18 protein-coding genes and 1 riboswitch are annotated in these 18,113 nt (G+C 45.3%); of the genes, 5 read left to right on the forward strand and 13 right to left on the reverse strand.

The annotated features are described in order from the left end of the window. Window positions 1-23: 23 nt before the first annotated feature. Both NYE56_RS19800 and NYE56_RS19805 read right to left on the reverse strand, forming a co-directional pair. Window positions 24-1,442: a GntP family permease gene (locus tag NYE56_RS19800; protein WP_341284293.1), complete on the reverse strand. Its 1,419-nt coding sequence runs from the start codon at window positions 1,440-1,442 to the stop codon at window positions 24-26. A 155-nt stretch (window positions 1,443-1,597) separates the two neighbouring features. After that, a complete protein-coding gene (locus NYE56_RS19805; RefSeq protein WP_341284294.1) occupies window positions 1,598-2,446 on the reverse strand; it encodes a methyltransferase domain-containing protein in 849 nt (282 codons plus the stop codon). Window positions 2,447-2,832: 386 nt separating this feature from the next. After that, window positions 2,833-2,934: riboswitch (purine riboswitch) on the forward strand. A 127-nt stretch (window positions 2,935-3,061) separates the two neighbouring features. On the opposite strand from NYE56_RS19805, the gene NYE56_RS19810 reads away from it, so the two are divergent. Beyond that, complete coding sequence (locus NYE56_RS19810; protein WP_014478419.1) at window positions 3,062-4,255, forward strand: NupC/NupG family nucleoside CNT transporter; 1,194 nt, start codon at window positions 3,062-3,064, stop codon at window positions 4,253-4,255. Window positions 4,256-4,296: 41 nt separating this feature from the next. Here NYE56_RS19810 and NYE56_RS19815 read toward each other — a convergent pair whose 3' ends face one another. The 3 genes from NYE56_RS19815 to NYE56_RS19825 form a co-directional block, all read right to left on the reverse strand. Then, window positions 4,297-4,968 carry a DUF3298 and DUF4163 domain-containing protein gene (locus tag NYE56_RS19815; RefSeq protein ID WP_341284295.1) on the reverse strand — a complete coding sequence of 224 codons (672 nt, stop codon included), beginning with the start codon at window positions 4,966-4,968 and terminating at the stop codon, window positions 4,297-4,299. Window positions 4,969-5,112: 144 nt separating this feature from the next. Continuing rightward, on the reverse strand, window positions 5,113-5,403 hold the full coding sequence (locus NYE56_RS19820; protein WP_003227209.1) for a hypothetical protein: 291 nt from the start codon (window positions 5,401-5,403) through the stop codon (window positions 5,113-5,115). Between the two features lie 49 nt (window positions 5,404-5,452). After that, window positions 5,453-7,513 carry a catalase gene (locus tag NYE56_RS19825; RefSeq protein WP_341284296.1) on the reverse strand — a complete coding sequence of 687 codons (2,061 nt, stop codon included), beginning with the start codon at window positions 7,511-7,513 and terminating at the stop codon, window positions 5,453-5,455. 200 nt (window positions 7,514-7,713) lie between these two features. On the opposite strand from NYE56_RS19825, the gene citH reads away from it, so the two are divergent. After that, window positions 7,714-8,994, forward strand: a complete 1,281-nt coding sequence (gene citH / locus NYE56_RS19830) for a citrate transporter CitH (protein ID WP_341284297.1) — start codon at window positions 7,714-7,716, stop codon at window positions 8,992-8,994. 154 nt (window positions 8,995-9,148) lie between these two features. Here citH and bglS read toward each other — a convergent pair whose 3' ends face one another. The 3 genes from bglS to NYE56_RS19845 form a co-directional block, all read right to left on the reverse strand. Continuing rightward, window positions 9,149-9,877 (reverse strand): beta-glucanase, encoded by a 729-nt coding sequence (bglS, locus tag NYE56_RS19835; protein ID WP_341284298.1) that lies wholly within the window; start codon window positions 9,875-9,877, stop codon window positions 9,149-9,151. Between the two features lie 296 nt (window positions 9,878-10,173). After that, complete coding sequence (licT, locus tag NYE56_RS19840) at window positions 10,174-11,007, reverse strand: transcriptional antiterminator LicT (protein ID WP_341284299.1); 834 nt, start codon at window positions 11,005-11,007, stop codon at window positions 10,174-10,176. Between the two features lie 94 nt (window positions 11,008-11,101). Next, the gene (locus tag NYE56_RS19845; protein ID WP_341284300.1) at window positions 11,102-11,782 is read right to left on the reverse strand and encodes a hypothetical protein; all 681 of its coding nucleotides are present in this window, start codon (window positions 11,780-11,782) and stop codon (window positions 11,102-11,104) included. 206 nt (window positions 11,783-11,988) lie between these two features. Here NYE56_RS19845 and NYE56_RS19850 point away from each other — a divergent pair, with 206 nt between their 5' ends. Next, window positions 11,989-13,275, forward strand: a complete 1,287-nt coding sequence (locus tag NYE56_RS19850; protein WP_341284301.1) for an MFS transporter — start codon at window positions 11,989-11,991, stop codon at window positions 13,273-13,275. Between the two features lie 18 nt (window positions 13,276-13,293). Here NYE56_RS19850 and dbpA read toward each other — a convergent pair whose 3' ends face one another. Both dbpA and NYE56_RS19860 read right to left on the reverse strand, forming a co-directional pair. Further along, the gene (gene dbpA, locus NYE56_RS19855; protein WP_085185406.1) at window positions 13,294-14,733 is read right to left on the reverse strand and encodes an ATP-dependent RNA helicase DbpA; all 1,440 of its coding nucleotides are present in this window, start codon (window positions 14,731-14,733) and stop codon (window positions 13,294-13,296) included. 81 nt (window positions 14,734-14,814) lie between these two features. Then, the gene (locus NYE56_RS19860) at window positions 14,815-15,963 is read right to left on the reverse strand and encodes a rhamnogalacturonan acetylesterase (protein WP_341284302.1); all 1,149 of its coding nucleotides are present in this window, start codon (window positions 15,961-15,963) and stop codon (window positions 14,815-14,817) included. Between the two features lie 164 nt (window positions 15,964-16,127). Here NYE56_RS19860 and NYE56_RS19865 point away from each other — a divergent pair, with 164 nt between their 5' ends. Together NYE56_RS19865 and NYE56_RS19870 are read left to right on the forward strand one after the other, a co-directional pair. Then, the gene (locus NYE56_RS19865; RefSeq protein WP_123374549.1) at window positions 16,128-16,469 is read left to right on the forward strand and encodes a PadR family transcriptional regulator; all 342 of its coding nucleotides are present in this window, start codon (window positions 16,128-16,130) and stop codon (window positions 16,467-16,469) included. Next, on the forward strand, window positions 16,466-16,987 hold the full coding sequence (locus tag NYE56_RS19870; protein WP_341284303.1) for a DUF2812 domain-containing protein: 522 nt from the start codon (window positions 16,466-16,468) through the stop codon (window positions 16,985-16,987). The genes NYE56_RS19865 and NYE56_RS19870 overlap by 4 nt, the downstream gene beginning before the upstream one ends. Before the next feature lie 210 nt (window positions 16,988-17,197). Here the strand turns inward: NYE56_RS19870 and NYE56_RS19875 are convergent, their stop codons facing one another. The 3 genes from NYE56_RS19875 to NYE56_RS19885 are packed head-to-tail and all read right to left on the reverse strand — an operon-like array spanning window position 17,198 to window position 18,111. Then, entirely contained in the window at window positions 17,198-17,329 is a 132-nt protein-coding gene (locus NYE56_RS19875; protein WP_341284304.1) for a hypothetical protein, read from the reverse strand. A 17-nt stretch (window positions 17,330-17,346) separates the two neighbouring features. Next, window positions 17,347-17,799 carry a hypothetical protein gene (locus NYE56_RS19880; RefSeq protein ID WP_341284305.1) on the reverse strand — a complete coding sequence of 151 codons (453 nt, stop codon included), beginning with the start codon at window positions 17,797-17,799 and terminating at the stop codon, window positions 17,347-17,349. A 15-nt stretch (window positions 17,800-17,814) separates the two neighbouring features. Then, a complete protein-coding gene (locus NYE56_RS19885) occupies window positions 17,815-18,111 on the reverse strand; it encodes a YxiJ family protein (protein WP_341284306.1) in 297 nt (98 codons plus the stop codon). Window positions 18,112-18,113 lie beyond the last annotated feature (2 nt).

The following is an 18,113-nucleotide window of genomic DNA, read 5'->3' on the forward strand; positions in this document are numbered from 1 at the left end:
ATTGATGCCCCTTTCGTTTTCTTCTACACTAGACCAGTCAGGCTGTAAATCGCGATCACAGCAAATACGGCAGCCGTTTTAATGAGCGTGATCGCAAAAATATCGCGATAGGATTGCCGGTGGGTCAAACCCGTCACGGCCAGAAGCGTGATAACGGCGCCATTATGCGGCAGTGTATCCATCCCGCCTGATGCCATTGAAATGACCCGATGCATCACCTCTGGCGGAATATTGTAAGCCTGAATCGCCTGTAAGTATTGTTCTGACATCGCGCTTAACGCAATGCCCATTCCTCCTGAAGCCGAGCCGGTGATTCCTGCCAGCGCAGTTGTCGTAACGGCGCCATTTACAAGCGGATCGGTAAAAGTATGTGAAATTCCGCTGCTCAGCTTATGAAACCCCGGCAGCCCGGCGATAATGCCGCCGAACCCGTACTCGGCACCCGTATTCATAGATGCCAGCAAGGCGCCGCCAATCCCTTCATTCAGCCCTTCCTTCAATTGGGCAAACACACTTCTCCAATCAAATAAAATCGTTGTGATGATGCCAATCACTAAAGCAATCTCCACCGACCAAATAGCAGCCGCTGAAGAAATATCAAGCCTGCCGAACTCCTTTAATCCTATGGAAGAAAAATCAAATCCATTCGGATACCACTTTGGCAGGTAAATGGTAAAATATTTATTCACTGCACCGACGAGAATAAGCGGGACAAAGGCAAGCGCGTGCCGAATCGGGCTTTTGTCCGGTTCAGCCGCGGACTCAATCGATTCAGGAGCAGCAGCATTCTGCGAATCAAAACCGCCATAGCCTTCGCCAGATGCCTGCGCTTTCTTCCGCCTTGATTCCAAATAGAGCATCCCAGCTGCCAGCACAATCACTGCGCCCATCAAGCCCAGCCAAGGGGCGGCATAAATGTCTGTTTTGAAAAATGACGTCGGGATGACATTTTGGATTTGCGGCGTTCCCGGAAGTGCGTCCATCGTAAACGTAAAAGCCCCTAAAGCAATCGTTCCCGGGATGAGGCGTTTTGGTATGTTTGCTTCTTGGAACATGTTTTTCGCAAAAGGATATACGGCAAATACGACAACAAACAGGCTGACACCGCTGTACGTCAAGACAGCACCCATCAGCACAATGGCAAGTATCGCTCTTTTTGCCCCGACAAGCCGGACAATTGTTTTCGCGATTGATGCCGCAAGCCCGGCCATTTCAACGACCTTTCCAAAAATGGCACCGAGCAAAAACACTGGGAAATACAGCTTAATAAAACCCGCCATCTTCTCCATAAAAATTGATGAAAAAAAAGGAAGCACATGGCTTGGATCTGTCAGCAGCACCGCGAATAACGCGCAAATCGGCGCAAACAATATGACAGAAAATCCCCGATACGCCGTAAACATCAGCAAACCTAACGCCAATAGAATGATGATCAGTTCCACACATACATCCCCCGTTTCCGCGAACTAGAAAGCGTTTACATAAACCTGTCCGCATCGGCTGTTTCCGTCCCCTTTCCATATATGTACGAGAAGCGTGGGCCAACTATTCCGATTAAAAAAGGAAAGCTCCTTTTTTCGGAGCTTTCCTCTGCCATTCATTTCATTCCTATTAGGATATCAACATCAACCGTAATATCGGCTGATTTCATCTCTTTCAGGAGGCTGACTCGATCTTTCGGCGCCGACCAGGCAAGCGGCGTCATCTTGAGAAGCCAGTGGATCGCCTGCTGGTCAAGCGTTTTAACATAGCGCAGCCTGACAGGACGGCTGTGTGCTGCATTTGCTGTAAAACGCTCAACAGCTGCCGCATTGGAATACGTGCGCCTTGGTGAATCAGCATATAAAAATTGCCTTAATTCTATTAAATAGTCGCTTCGCGGCACTACTTTTACGAGCATGCCATCATTCTTCAGCAGTCTATGAAACTCTGCATAATTGGACGGCGAAAAAATAGACAGCACAACATCAAATTGGCGATCATGAAAAGGAACACGCGCCACATCGGCAACCGCCCACATCTGATCTTTGAATGCCTTAGAAGCTTTTAAGATCCCATCCTTCGAAAGATCGATGCCTGTTCCTATCGCTGCTTTCCCTGCATAATCAAACCCGCAAAGCGCATTCAAATGAGAACCCTCACCGCAACCGCTGTCCAGGATGGTGAATGCCTCATGACCAGATTTGAGATGGCTGATGAGTTCTGCAATCGCATCATGGAGCGGGTCAAAAAAACCACATTCTCCAATCAGCCTGCTCCTCGCTTCAAAAAGCTCGGCACCGTAACTGGTTTTGACCGGCTTCGTCAGAAAGTTCACGTAGCCATGCCGAGATAGATCAAATGTATGTCCTCGTTTTGTACAAATCAAGCTTTTCCCTGATGCCGCATCCATAGAAGAATCGCAGAGCGGGCATCGAAACATGCTGAAATCAACTGTTCGCTTCATGATAAAAAACACCCCATTCATTCATTTTTAGATAAATGAAAAAGGCATAGACAAATAAACCTAGGCCTATCTCAAAAATTGGCCAGGTCTGGCAGTTTGTCTACACCTGTCATTATCTATAACGAATGAATTGGATAATCATGAAAAAAACTCCCTTTCTGCTGTATGGGTTTCCCCGTTTCCATCATACAACAAATATCCAGGAGCTGGAACCTCATAGTGAAGAAAAATCAGTACTGACATGCTGGTATCCCGCCAACATCATATCAGCATAGCAATCCAGCATGTTTTTCCTTTATTTTCTCATTTCAGAATATAAATTTTATTATTGTGAAAATAGTTAAAAAGGTTGATTTTCAAAAAGTGAAAGGATAAAATACTGCTATCATCTTAGAAAAAGACATTCTTGTATATGATCAGTAATATGGTCTGATTGTTTCTACCTAGTAACCGTAAAAAACTAGACTACAAGAAAGTTTGAATAAATTTGAACGAGTTGAAAAGGACAAGTTCTTTTCTGTTTGCTCTTATTTTTCACACTTTCTGCACTTCCAGAATTTGTGAAGGATAAGAGCTTTTTTTGTTTCCATAATAACCCTCATAGGAGTTGCTATCATGTACTTTTTACTAAACCTTGTCGGTCTCATTGTGATTATGGCAGTTGTATTCCTATGTTCTCCGCAGAAAAAGAAAATCAAGTGGCGCCCGATCATGACGTTAATTGTTCTGGAATTGCTGATTACTTGGTTTATGCTGGGAACAAAAGTCGGAAGCTGGGCCATCGGTAAAATCGGTGATTTCTTCACTTGGCTGATTGCTTGCGCCAGTGACGGTATCGCGTTTGCCTTTCCGTCAGTGATGGCGAATGAAACAGTAGACTTTTTCTTTAGTGCGCTTCTTCCAATTATCTTTATCGTCACATTCTTTGATATTTTAACGTATTTCGGCATTTTGCCTTGGCTGATTGATAAAATCGGATGGGTGATTTCAAAGGCTTCCCGCTTGCCGAAATTAGAAAGCTTTTTCTCTATCCAAATGATGTTCCTGGGAAATACCGAAGCACTTGCGGTTATCCGCCAGCAGCTAACGGTTTTAAGCAACAACCGCCTGCTCACATTCGGCTTAATGAGCATGAGCAGCATCAGCGGCTCCATTATCGGATCTTATCTGTCAATGGTGCCCGCGACATACGTGTTTACAGCCATTCCTTTGAACTGCTTAAACGCGCTGATTATCGCAAACCTGCTGAATCCTGTTCACGTGCCGGAGGATGAAGATATCATCTATACACCGCCTAAAGAAGAGAAGAAAGACTTTTTCTCTACGATTTCTAACAGTATGCTTGTCGGCATGAACATGGTTATCGTTATTTTGGCAATGGTGATCGGATATGTCGCATTAACGTCAGCAGTTAATGGCATTCTTGGCGTTTTCGTACACGGCCTGACCATCCAGACGATTTTTGCTTATCTGTTCAGTCCGTTCGCATTCCTGCTTGGACTGCCAGTGCACGATGCGATGTATGTTGCTCAACTGATGGGCATGAAATTAGCAACGAACGAGTTTGTTGCGATGCTTGACTTGAAAAACAATCTCAAATCCCTTCCGCCTCACACCGTTGCGGTGGCGACGACATTCCTGACGTCCTTTGCAAACTTCAGTACGGTCGGCATGATTTACGGCACGTACAATTCGATCCTTGACGGAGAAAAGTCAACGGTCATCGGGAGAAACGTGTGGAAACTGCTCGTCAGCGGAATTGCGGTATCTTTATTAAGTGCTGCGATTGTCGGCCTGTTTGTGTGGTAGAAACATTGAGCCATATCCCTTTTCGGATATGGCTCTTTTCATTATTGATAAATAGAGGCTGGCACCTGCACATCCCGGATTCCCGCTGCATAAGGCCCCAAGTCATACTGGCCGAAGACGATGGCGATCCCGTTTGCCGTAAAGTAAAACATTGTGTCTTTGTTTAGCGTTATATCCTCTTTCTTAACATCAGGGAAAAACAGCTCATCGTGTTTTTTGATATAGCTATATAGGTAATCTCTCGTTTTGCTGACTTTTGTTTTGGTGTTCAGAATCTGATCCAGCGTTACCCGCTTTTGTGCTTTCAAGTCATAGTTGAAGGACTGGACAGACGTTAAACCGTGGGCGCCGCCTGAATAGATATAATTGAGTGTTTGAATGCTGAGCTTGCCTGCCGCATTGTATTTGACGCTAAAGGATGTTTGATATTCCGTTTTAAAGCCCTGCTGTTCGCCTGCTTTTTTGTTTTTCAGATATTCTTGATACGATTGTTCAATGTAGGCTTTCAGCTCTTGATTGATTTTCTTTTCAAAAGCGGCATTCCCGATGAGATGCACTTGTGGATACTTTAATTCCTTGATTTTTTTGTACGTATGGGTGCTGACAGTCGGTGTTTTCGTTTGAACTGCGTTTAAAGATGGGGCCGCATATGCAAATACGGAAAAAAGCAAGACTGCAATCCCCGCGGCTTTCAGCATTTTATTCCATTTCATACAATCTCCTCCTTTGATGTCGTTGTTTATCATTCCCTTATTTAAGCAATACACACTTTTATAGACTGATTAAATCGAAAGAAGTTTCTAGGTCTAACAGCATGATTTTCCCAATAAAAAAAGAGACACAGGATGTCTCTTTTTTTACTGTTTGCGCCCAGAAATCGCTTCATGAACGGCTTGTGCCAAATCTGTATTTCCGAATATCTCTAATACCGCAATGACAGTCTGGTCCGGAATGTGCTCTGCTTCGTGTTTTGGCACGACCAGATCGTCCATGGTTTTTTTCAAGCTTTCATTCAGCTTTTGCTGCGGATACGCTTTGGCGTACAGCTCCATCGGATCAAGATCATGGTTTACACACCATTGGGCAAACACCAAAATCATCATATTTTCATCGCGTTCGTAAGCTTCAGCGAGCTGTTTTTCGTTCATTTGCCATGCTCCTTATGAAAAGTATCTTCCTTAAAGATACAGGAGCAGGTCAAATTCGTCTATCCCAATGGCGATGAGCAGCAATCGCATCGATAAATGCCTTGCTGAAAGCGGTGTAGTCAGATTCTTCTTCAGCCGTTACGATGCCTGGTCCCTCTGTTGTCCCGACAGAGGATTGAAGAAGGTCAATTCCTTCATTTGCCGCACCGATCGCCTTGTAGTGATTGTAAGCTTCTCTGATAAACGCCATCGCTTGTTTGTTGTCTTTTAACTCCGGCCCTCCTGCAGCATAGACGGCATCATACAGAACAGAATCAACCGTCAGGAACGTGCCGCTGGCCTCAAGCTGCTGTCCGCTGCCGCTTGTCATATACCCCAGATTTTGACTGATGATATCCACTGTGATTCCTTCTTGCTTTAAGGCGTCCAGCACTGTTTGCAGCTCTTTTTCATGAAATCCGTTTCCGGCGAGTACAGCGACTTTTCTTGTTGACGCGGTTTTCACTGTACGGGCTTGGCTTAACGCAGGCGAAGTAAGAATTTCTTTAGATGCTTTACGCTTCGCGGGCGCCGCCACGCCTACTCCTTTGGCGATTTCTTCTGCTAAATCTGCATCGACATTGCTGAAGACATCAACGACCTGCCGCTGTACGTCTTTGCTTTTGACCTTCCCGACCTCGAAGCAGAAAGCAGAAATGATATGCTGTTTCTCCACAGGAGACATGCTGTTCCAGAAAAGCTTCGCCTGTGAGTAATAATCGTTAAAGCTGTCGCTTCGCTGGCGGATTTTTTTGCCCTCGACTTTTTCCTGATAGTGGACGTAGCCGCCTTCTTCAGCTGTCGCTGGCGACGGATCATTGTTTTGCAGAGAGTTTTTATGATAAGCGACAGGTCCCTTATTGATCGTCATCCGGTGATAGCCGTCGTATTGATTGTTATGGAATGGACATACCGGCCGGTTAATCGGAAGCTCATGGAAGTTCGGACCGCCAAGACGAATCAGCTGTGTATCCGTATAAGAGAAAAGTCGCCCCTGCAGGAGCGGGTCATTTGTAAAGTCGATGCCCGGCACGACATTTCCCGGGTGGAATGCGACTTGTTCTGTTTCCGCAAACACATTATCCTGGTTGCGGTTCAGCGTCATTTTCCCAATGATCTTCACCGGCACAAGCTCTTCCGGCCACAGCTTAGTCGGATCAAGAATATCAAAATCAAACTTGAATTCATCTTCCTCATCAATCATCTGCACGCCGAGCTCGTATTCAACCTTGCCGCCGTTTTCAATTGTTTCCCACAGGTCACGGCGATGGAAATCCGGATCTTTCCCTGCAATTTTCTGCGCTTCATCCCATACGAGAGAATGCACGCCGAGCACCGGCTTCCAGTGAAATTTCACGAAACGTGCCTTTCCTTGTTCATTGACAAAACGGAACGTGTGCACGCCGAAGCCCTCCATCATTCTGTAGCTGCGGGGGATGCCTCTGTCAGACATCGTCCACATCACCATGTGGGCAGACTCAGGGTTATTGGCGACAAAATCCCAAAACGTATCATGGGCAGTCGCGGCCTGAGGCATTTCATTGTGTGGCTCAGGCTTAAACGCGTGAACCAAATCCGGAAATTTGATTGCGTCCTGAATGAAAAACACCGGAATGTTATTTCCCACAAGGTCATAGTTTCCTTCTTCAGTATAAAATTTTGTCGCAAAGCCTCTGGCATCCCGCACCGTGTCTGCGGAGCCTTTAGAACCCGCAACCGTAGAGAAACGGACAAATACCGGTGTCTTCACCGAAGGGTCCTGAAGAAATTTGGCCCGTGTATATTCCGTCATTGGTTCGTAAACCTGAAAAAAGCCATGCACGCCAAATCCGCGCGCATGCACAACGCGCTCCGGAATCCTCTCATGGTCAAAGTGCGTCATTTTCTCCCGGAAGTGAAAATCCTCCATCAGCGTCGGGCCGCGAACCCCGGCTTTTAACGAATGCTCATCCTCTGACACCCGCAAGCCTTGGTTTGTCGTCATTTTCTTCCCGCTGTTATCGGTCCTGTACTGCTCAAGCTGCTCGTCCTTTGAGTGTTCATTTACACGTTTGTTTTGGTCATCACTCATGTCTGTTCCCCCTTTTTAAAACGAAACATTCTACAGCACATTTACCCGTGGCGTTCTTCATATAAACTGCTAATCCGCTCATTAGGATTTTTGGTCTACATATAAATATGCGGTCATACACATTTGAAATAAGCCTTCTTCACAGAAAGAAAGGATGGAAGCGCTTACTAAAAAAGCTGTTGAATAGGGGAGGTCATATCATGCTTGCCATACTCGGTTTTGTGATGATGATTGTCTTTATGTACCTTATTATGTCTAACCGGCTTTCCGCTCTTATTGCTTTGATTGTCGTTCCTATTGTGTTCGCCCTGATCAGCGGATTTGGCAAAGATCTCGGCGAGATGATGATTCAGGGCGTTACAGACCTCGCCCCTACCGGTATCATGCTGTTATTCGCCATCCTGTATTTCGGCATTATGATTGACTCAGGCCTGTTTGATCCTCTCATTGCCAAAATCTTATCGTTTGTCAAAGGAGATCCGTTAAAAATCGCCGTAGGCACAGCGGTTCTGACAATGACCATTTCGCTGGACGGAGATGGGACAACAACCTATATGATTACCATTGCAGCGATGCTGCCTCTTTACAAACGGCTCGGCATGAACCGTTTGGTGTTAGCGGGAATAGCGATGCTCGGTTCGGGGGTTATGAATATTATCCCGTGGGGCGGGCCGACTGCGAGGGTTTTGGCTTCCTTAAAATTGGACACGTCAGAGGTCTTCACGCCCCTGATTCCCGCTATGATCGCCGGCATTCTCTGGGTGATCGCCGTTGCTTATATCCTCGGAAAGAAAGAGCGGAAGCGGCTCGGCGTCATTTCGATTGATCACGCACCGTCCTCCGATCCGGAGGCCGCACCGCTCAAGCGTCCCGCTCTTCAATGGTTTAACCTGCTGCTGACTGTCGCTCTGATGGCCGCACTGATCACCAGCCTGCTGCCGCTCCCTGTTCTTTTTATGACTGCGTTCGCCGTCGCCTTGATGGTCAACTATCCAAATGTCAAAGAGCAGCAGAAACGAATCTCGGCGCATGCGGGTAATGCGTTAAACGTTGTCTCAATGGTGTTTGCTGCGGGCATATTCACAGGCATTCTCTCCGGCACAAAAATGGTCGATGCCATGGCGCATTCTCTCGTTTCACTCATCCCTGATGCCATGGGCCCGCACCTGCCGTTGATCACTGCGATCGTCAGCATGCCCTTCACCTTTTTCATGTCGAATGACGCCTTTTACTTCGGTGTCCTTCCCATCATCGCCGAAGCCGCTTCCGCTTACGGAATAGACGCCGCTGAAATCGGAAGGGCCTCCTTGCTGGGGCAGCCTGTGCATCTGCTCAGTCCGCTTGTGCCTTCCACCTATCTATTGGTAGGAATGGCAGGCGTCAGCTTTGGCGGCCATCAAAAATTCACTATTAAATGGGCCGTGGGAACAACGATTGTGATGACGATTGCCGCACTATTGATTGGGATTATTTCTTTCTAAATGTATGAGCTTGATCGTAGCATTGAGTGAGTACGTGATTTAGAGGGGAGAAGATCAAATAGGATATTATGAGTGAATAGAAGATTCATGCCAACAACTCCTCTTACAATCATAAGAGCCTGCTATATTGCAGCAGGCTCTTTCACATTTGGCATTATTTTTTTGTATAGCGCACCCAGTCATAATGAGCGTATAGCGGATTTACACCATTGTAGGAGCCAAGCCATTCATCGACACCCGTGCCATTCCACAAGTTCATCATGATCTTTCCAGGTGTTGTCGGAATTTGGTTTGTTGCAGTATGTTTTAATTGCCCATCGACATACCATTTAATAGAGTTTGGCTGCCAATCGAACGCATACGTATGATAGGCATTGGCTGCATCAAACCCGAGATCAACAATCTTCTCATGGTTTCCTGCACCATTTGTATAATAGTTAAATTGAGCCTTTGTTGTGTCTTTTCCTAAAAATTCGATATCAATCTCATCCCAAGGAGTTCCATCTGTTGGACCTGTGTAAGTGAAGAACGATGAAACGATCCCTGTGTTTTTAGCTGGTTTCATTCTGACTTCATAAAGTCCATAGCCATATGTTTGAACAGAACGGTTTTCCCCGCAGTCAAACTTGTTATAAGATGGGCTTGTTAGCGCTAAACGCATTTCACCCAATGACGTCATTGATACGTTATTAGCCCGCCACGTGCAGTTGAACATATTTCCATTCGAATAACCATCTGCTTTTTGCCAAAAACCGGAGTTATAGCCGTTAAAAGGGTCAAAAAACGATCCACCTGTTTGAGCCGAGGCAGTAGAAGTGACTGCAAACAAACTCATAAACAATCCAGTGACAAGAAGCAACAACACTCGTTTCAGATAAGGCATATTGGCATTCCCCTTTCATCGAAAGCGTTTTCTATGTTGATCTTACATGATTCTTTTAAAAGGAAACATCGGTCAAAATAATGATAATACCGAATCTTACTTACTTGAATCCTGTAACTATCATCATCTTCCCTCTGAAAAAAATAAAAACCTAAATTACCATCAGCACAGACAGAGATGATCCGCACTCATTGTAATTTAGGTTTTGCCTGCTTTATCAGTAACAATCCTACCATCATCATATGGAAATGTAAGAAAAAAACGAACACACGAAAATAAAAATGTCAGCGCTCTCATTATGCTTGTTTAACTACCCTTTCTATGTGAATGGTTAAATACAGCAGCTCGTCACTTGTGAGCTTGTGCTTATACTCCCGCTCAATGTAGGTTTGGATTTTCTTCGTGCATTCATACGCGCGATGATACTTTTCTTTCACTGTATCCAGCAAAAAATCGTCCTGGCTTTCCATGTGAGTGCCGTTAAAAAGACGCTGCGCGAAAAATTTTAAGTGGGTGACGAACCGATAATATTGAAGCGATTCTTCGTTGAATTCAATCTTAAAATGGTATTTTACAATACTCAAAATCTCTTGCATGACTTTTGTAATGTTGATAATATTGGGCATCTCTTCATTCAGCTCGGCATTTACAATATGCAGAGCAATAAAGCCTGCTTCATCCTCTGGCAGAGACACACCTGTCTTGTTTTTTACCATAACCAACGCTTCTTTGCCGATCGCAAATTCGTCTTTGTACAGCCGTTTTGTTTCCCACAGCAAGGCGTTTTTGATATCAAGCCCTTTCTGGTTGCGCTGGATGGCAAAGTTAATATGGTCGGTCAGCGACACATAGATGCTGTCGTTGAGCTTTTTGCCGAGCTGTAATTTTGCGTAGCTGATAATCTCTTCGGATACTTCCATACACTCGATCGGTATATCATACAAAAGGGTTTTGAACTTTTCTGATACATCCTTGTTATCGAGCGTGAACACTTTCTCAATGCGGGCTTCATCGACATCATCGCCGGACTTTTTCTGAAACGCGAGCCCCCTGCCCATGACGACCAATTCTTTCCCCTGTTCATTGACCACGCTGATCACATTATTGTTGATCACCTTCGCAATTTTCATGACATGTCCCTCCAATCAACTAAGAACTGACTATATCTTGATTGTACATTCTTTTTGTACTAGGTCAATATCATCAGGGAAAGACGGAAGCTGATCAGTACAATTCACTCCGTACCTGCTGTCCGGGCTGTTTTTGAAGCAGCGCCTCCAGATGGCGTTCAAATGATGCCTTGTCAGCTTTCTGCTTTCTGACAATGCTGTTCATGATTTTGACGCTTTCGGCGCTGTATTGTGTATATTGTTTTTTCAGCTGATCCAACTGCTGTCTTGTCTTCTTCGCGTTTTTCGGTGTGACTTGGCCGATGAGTTTGATCATACTGTCTGCGGTCTCAAAAAAAACGGCTCTATTTTCTGTCAGCTGCTGAATTTCGATCCGGCTCATGTCTTGATTACGCGTTTTTTGTAGCAAGGCGACCGCCTCGCTGTTTTGTTTTTTGAGCGATTTGTTCTCAAGCTTAATCGATTCGAGATTCTCCTTCGCAATGTCTGCTTCTTCTTCAGTCATGCTGCTTCGCACGAAGTATTCTGGATTGCCGATTCCATAATCAAATGCTTCGCTCACTTGTATCATGGGACTGAACACAATGGCCAGCTGCCTGTCGCTTGCGAAGGCTTGGAAATCCTGCTTTTTCTTGCTGCTCATCGGTTTGGCTGCGGTTTGTTTTACTGTCTTTTGATCACAGTCTGCGAATATCTGAGCCTCACCTTCACTTTCGCATGCGCTCATCACAAGAACTGTGACCAGCAGGCTTATACACAAGCCTATTCGCCTCATGCTCTGTCTCCTCTCTGCTGAATCCCTTCTGGAAAATACCATAAAATATAGTTAAATGGTACCAGATACACCTAACCCCAGCAATAAATCAAAAGTATGATTTGAAGCGAAAAAACATAAATATTTTGTAAAAATTGACGTGCATTCCATTCTTTTCAGGCCCATTTTTCGTACAATAGAAGTATCGTTACCGGAGAGGGGCTCTGATGATGAAACGTTTTACGAAACAAGAAAACAGCTGGGTATTATATGACTGGGCAAATTCTGCTTACTCAATTGTCGTGACCACCGCGGTATTTCCGTTATTTTATAAATCAGCAGCTGCGGAAAGCGGTGTCAGCGCCGCTCAATCGACTGCCTATCTGGGCTATACCATTGCGATTTCAACGTTTATTCTTGCGATGCTCGGCCCTATTTTAGGCACAATCGCCGACTATGAAGGGTGCAAGAAAAAGTTCTTCGGTTTCTTTGTGTCAGCCGGTGTCGCCAGCACCGCGATGCTCGCCTTTATCCCTAGTGAACATTGGCTGCTATTGTTGCTGTTTTATACGATATCGGCTATCGGTTTTTCCGGCGCCAATGTGTTTTATGATGCCTTTCTCGTTGACGTCACGCCTGAGAAGCGGATGAATCTCATCTCGGCACGGGGTTTTGGCTTAGGATACATTGGAAGCACGATTCCATTTATCATCAGTATTGCTGTCATCCTGCTCGCACAAGCAGAGACGATTCCAGTGTCTGTATCGGCCGCAAGCCAGCTGTCCTTCTTCATAACGGCTGCCTGGTGGGGGCTGTTCACCATCCCAATGATTAAACATGTCCATCAACGCTATTACATCAAAAAAGAACCTCATATTGTCATCAACAGCTTTAAGCGGCTCGGCCAAACGATGAAACGGATCAGGCAATACCGGGCACTTTTCCTCTTCTTGCTCGCTTATTTCTTTTATATCGACGGAGTCGGCACGATTATTACGATGTCGACATCCTATGGATCAGATTTAGGGATCGGCTCCTCAAGCCTTCTGATCATCCTATTTGTCACCCAGGTGGTCGCCGCGCCGTTTTCGATTGTATATGGAAAACTGGCAGAACGTTTCACGGGGAAGACAATGCTGTACGTCGGGATCGTCATTTATATGATCGTCTGCGTGTATGCCTATTTTATGGAGACAACGCTTGATTTCTGGATACTGGCTATGCTTGTCGCCACCTCGCAAGGCGGTATTCAAGCCCTAAGCCGTTCCTATTTCGCCAAGCTTGTGCCAAAGCGCCACGCTAATGAATTCTTCGGTTTTTACAACATTTTCGGAAAATACGCCTCAATTATGGGGCCGCTGCTCATTGCCGTGACAGCCCAGCTGACCGGGAAATCCTCGACTGCGGTGTTCAGTCTGATCATTTTGTTTGTAATTGGTATTGTGATTCTTGCCTTTGTTCCGGAGGAGACCAGCGCCAATGTCAGCCAGCAGCAAAATGACCTGCCCCTTTAACTGGGAGCAGGTCATTCATCATTTATTCGCTTTATTCACCTTCAGCTTTTTCCCTTTGACGGTTGTGTTCTTCATCACTTTGAGAACATGAGGGCCTTTACCATTTAAAATCTCAACGTATGAGGCGTTATCCATGATCGTAATGATGCCGATGTCGTCAGCTGACACACCGTCAATTTTTGCAATCGTTCCTACAAAATCAACGGCTCTGATTTTCTTTTTCTTTCCGCCGTTAAAATACAGCTTCATAATGTCTTTATTCAGCTCTTCGCTTTTGTCTTTTTTGCTTTCCGGACGGTCATTCATTTTAGCTAGAAATTCTGGTTTCTTCCTTGCCACTTCCTCTTGAGAAGGGGCTTCTATTTTTTGAATTTCAAATCCGATATATTCTTCAATGTCGGCTAAAAACCGTTTTTCGAAGGCCGTGACAAACGAAATGGCCTTTCCTTTGTTCCCTGCGCGTCCCGTTCGGCCCGTGCGGTGGACATAGCTTTCCTTTTCAAGCGGCAGATCATAGTTGATGACAAGGGAGATATTTTCAATATCAATCCCGCGCGCGGCGACATCCGTCGCCACTAAGTAACGGTACTCGCCACGTTTAAATTCATTCATGACGTCGAATCGGTCTTCCTGAATCATTCCGCCGTGAATTTTATCGCATGGATATCCTAAGTCATCCAATTCATCGGTCAGCTGATTGACGTGCTCTTTCGTTCGGCAGAAAATGATGCAGCTGTCGGGATTCTCCGTCATCAGCACATCTTTCAGCAATGAAAATTTATTCTCTTCTCTTACTTGAATCACCGCATGTTCAATATTTCTTGTGGTTAGGCCGGCCGCTTTGACTTCGATATGCTCGGGGTTTTGCATATATTGACGGCTCAGCTTCTCGATATCTTGCGGAAGCGTCGCCGAAAACAGCATCGTCGTGCGCTCAGTCGGCAGATGCTTGATAATCGCCTCCACCTGCTCAATGAAGCCCATATTCAGCATCTCATCCGCTTCATCAATGACCAAATAAGAGAGACGATCCAACGGCAGCGTGCCTTTTTCGATATGATCCAGAACACGTCCCGGCGTGCCGACAACAATGTGGCTTTTTTGCTTAAGCTCAGCTTTTTGTTTATCAAAGGAGGATTTTCCAAATACGGCTGTCGCTTTGATTCGTTTAAATCGTCCGATGTTCGTGATATCTTCCTTTACTTGCACCGCGAGCTCACGGGTTGGAGTTAAAATAAGCGCCTGCGGCTTGTTTTCATCCCAATCCGCCAGCTCACAGAGAGGAATCCCGAACGAAGCCGTTTTCCCGCTTCCCGTCTGTGATTTGACGACAAGATCCTTTCGTTCAAGGGCAGCGGGGATCACACTCTGCTGCACCTTGGTCGGTTCTGTATATCCCAGTCCTTCCAATGCTCGTAAAATGTCATGACTGATTTGATAGTTTTTAAAATGACTCATGTATAAACTCCTGTCTCTTGCAGATGTTCTCATTATACTCTAATTGACCAAGGCATATGTGTTTTGTCGAAAAATGATGTATTAAAAGCCAGCGATTCCCTGGCGTTTTAGCTCCTGAACAGCCAATCGCGCCAGTGCGTCGGCCCCCGCGCGATTCGGGTGCAGCGTATCTCCATCCATATAAAGCCCGAGTGTTCTTTCCGGACCGATCGATGTAAAGTATGCCGAGCTGAGGACATTTAAGTCAATGAGATGTGTTTTTTCCTCTTCGGCCAAAGCTAAAATAGAGGCCCTGTACCATCTGTTTACAGACGAATGGATGCCTTCAGAAGTAAAATCGGTCGCCCGGCCCTGGGGCGTTGATAGGATGACGTCCGCTCCTTTCGCTTTCACCTGACGAATCATATCACGCATCATCTCTTTAAATTCCGCTTCAGATTCATTATGCTTCGGATTTGTGTCATTAATGCCGAGCTGCAATATAAAATAATCCCCCGGCTTGATGTACTTCAAGATCGCCTCAAGCTGTCCATCATTTCTGAACCCTCTCGCGATCTGCCCGCCAGACGCCATGTTTCTCACTTGAAAGGTGTGTTTATCGATATAGTGAGGCAGCATCTGCCCCCAGCCCGCCTGCTTGCTGCTGTTGAGCGGATAATAATTGCACACCGTCGAGTCGCCGCCGACATAAATGGTTCGGTTCGTCACCGGCTGATCAGACAATTTCTTTATTTTCAAGGCGCTAAGCGTAAAAGCGGTGCCAGCTTTCCCCTCTGTCACCAGCAGATTCAGCTGCCCGTCGGTGACAGGAATTTGGAACGTATCCTCCGCGCCATCCCCTGTCATATTAATAACCTGAAACACGCCCTCCGCCGCCACACTGGCCCTTGCCGTATTACCAAGCGTCGCCTTCACCTCATAAAGGCCATTCGGGAGATCCACATTAAACGTGTTATTGCTTTTCGTCCCATACGCTAAAAACTGAACCGCATCCCTCTTCACACCAGTCCCGGATGCCGCCACATCCCTCATATTCTCCGGTGTTTGAAAACCGTAGCCCTTTGACCGGTCATACCGATCAGACGCCCTGACACCAATATAACCAGGCTCCACCGAACCGCTTCCAAAGTCAAATTGATACACCTTCGGCTCCACTGCCTTCACACTCTCAATCCCGCCAAAACACAACATCAACATCATTACAAAAGCCGCTGCCATCCATTTTTTCATCAAGACTCCCCCTCCATGAAAACGCATACATTAATGCATACTCGGTGATTGTTTCTTTATGATGACTGAAGAGAGAAAAAAATTGCGTTGACAAACAAAAAGGAAGATTTTATTATATCAACAAGTGATATATCATTAGTTGATATAAGAAATGAGGTGACCGCTTGCCAAAGCAACGTCCGCAGGAAATGGATCAGCTTACCGATCCAGCCTATTATATTGTCTTAACATTGCTGGAGCCAAAACACGGATATTCGATCATGCAGGAGATTGAGGACATGACCGATGACTCCTTTACGATCGGTCCGGCTACCTTATATACATTGTTAAAGAAATTACTGCAAGAAGAGATCATTGAGCTAGTCAACAATGACAACCCTCGCCGCAAAGTGTACCAAACCACCTTGCACGGCCAAGAACTACTCAAAAAAGAAATTCAGCGCAGAAAAGTGATGGCTGAACATGGTCAACGTGCTTTTCAACAATTGAAAGGGGATTCATCATGAAACAGAAAAAATTTATGATGTCTGAAGGATTGGCCTTTTCAGAAGAAAAGGATATGAAGAGACTAAGTGATATGGCCAGCAAAGGCTGGGTACTCGATTCTTTTGCATTTATGGGGTATAAGCTTAGAAAAGCTGAGCCGCGGAAGTTGATCTACAGTATTGATTATCATGATGTTGGGGAAGAAAGCTTGGCAGAATACAACGAGATGTTTGAAGCGGCCGGGTGGGAACGTGTTTGCTCTTCACGAGGTATGCATATCTTTTCGGCTGAGCCTGGGACTTCGTCGATATACAGTGATCAATCCACCATGAGAGAGAAATATAAAAGAAGCGAAAAAGACGTTCGAAACGTCACCTGCACTTTGAGTTTCCTGACTCTCTTGTCAATTGCACTCCATTATTTGACCGGATTATCAAATTGGGTGCCTTTGGCTTTCCTGGTTGTGACTTTTCCGTTTCTCGTGACATATGCGGCAACAAAAGCAAGATCGCTTGGAAAGTGGGGAAAATCAGTGTGACTTCTTGTCACACTTCATCACCTCCCAGCCTCCGCAATAGAAACTCATTTGGTTTTCTTGATCATACACATAATAACGGAGCCTTTCCCATTGATCATCAGTCGGTTCAATCTCCAACTCAACCGCATCGATGGATTCAAGGTCATCCAGCTTTGATGCACTAATGTCTTCAAACCGTAAATGAATGTCACAGGTTTGAGCAGATCGTTTTCATTCAAACACAGGAATATGAATATAACGATCATCTTCTTTCATATAGAAAGAAAACTCGTTTAATGTAAATGAACCTGTATCCGCATCAGAAAGATGTTTTTTCATTTTCTCGTATTGTGTGATGTTCAAATGAATTCCTCCTATTTTTAGTTACCGCCAACCATATAGATGTCTACAGCATCGTATTCAAACCACATGATCCGTTCGCCTGAGTCCGTCAGGCATTGGAGTTTGCCTTCTGAAAAATAGCTTTTTTCCGGTTGAGGATCAGTGATCAGAAAAACATCATCATTGATGGAAGCTAGCAGAAAGAGAAAATCTGCAATATCCCGGTCTGCTTCCTGTAATATGGATTGGAAATGGAATTCCCTTTTGGCCAGCTTCGTCACCTTGTAAGCATGACCTTCAAAATACTCGGACAGGTCTTCTATAAATGAACCAGTCGTTATTACCTGTATCATGATTCGATCGTAGGCAAGCCCTGCCCAAAAACGATAAAACGACTCTGCATCTTCAAGTTCGCAAGACATAACAACTTGATGAGGCTTAAGAGCGATCATGTCCAAATTGCCGATACTGCTTATAGCGGTTATTTCCATAAAATCTTCCCCTTATCAGTTGGATAGCGCAGCGCAAATCTCATGTCTGACTTGCTCATACAAAAGAATGTGATGATACAAATCAGTATCGTTTTTGATCATATCCGGCGGGATGTCAGGATACAGCTCAAAAAAGCTTTTCTCCAACGAACGCCGCTGATGCCGGGGCATCCTTTTATTCGCCAGCACATAATCCAAACTGCCATCAACAAGCATAAAAAACTCATAGATTTCCGCTTCAAATTCGTACAGTTCATCAGGGTATGCCTTTTCTTCAAGCTCTTGCTGTCTTTTTCTCAGTTTTTCAAACATGC

The sequence above is a fragment of the Bacillus sp. FSL R5-0603 genome (assembly GCF_038050295.1).
GTDB lineage: Bacteria > Bacillota > Bacilli > Bacillales > Bacillaceae > Bacillus > Bacillus subtilis.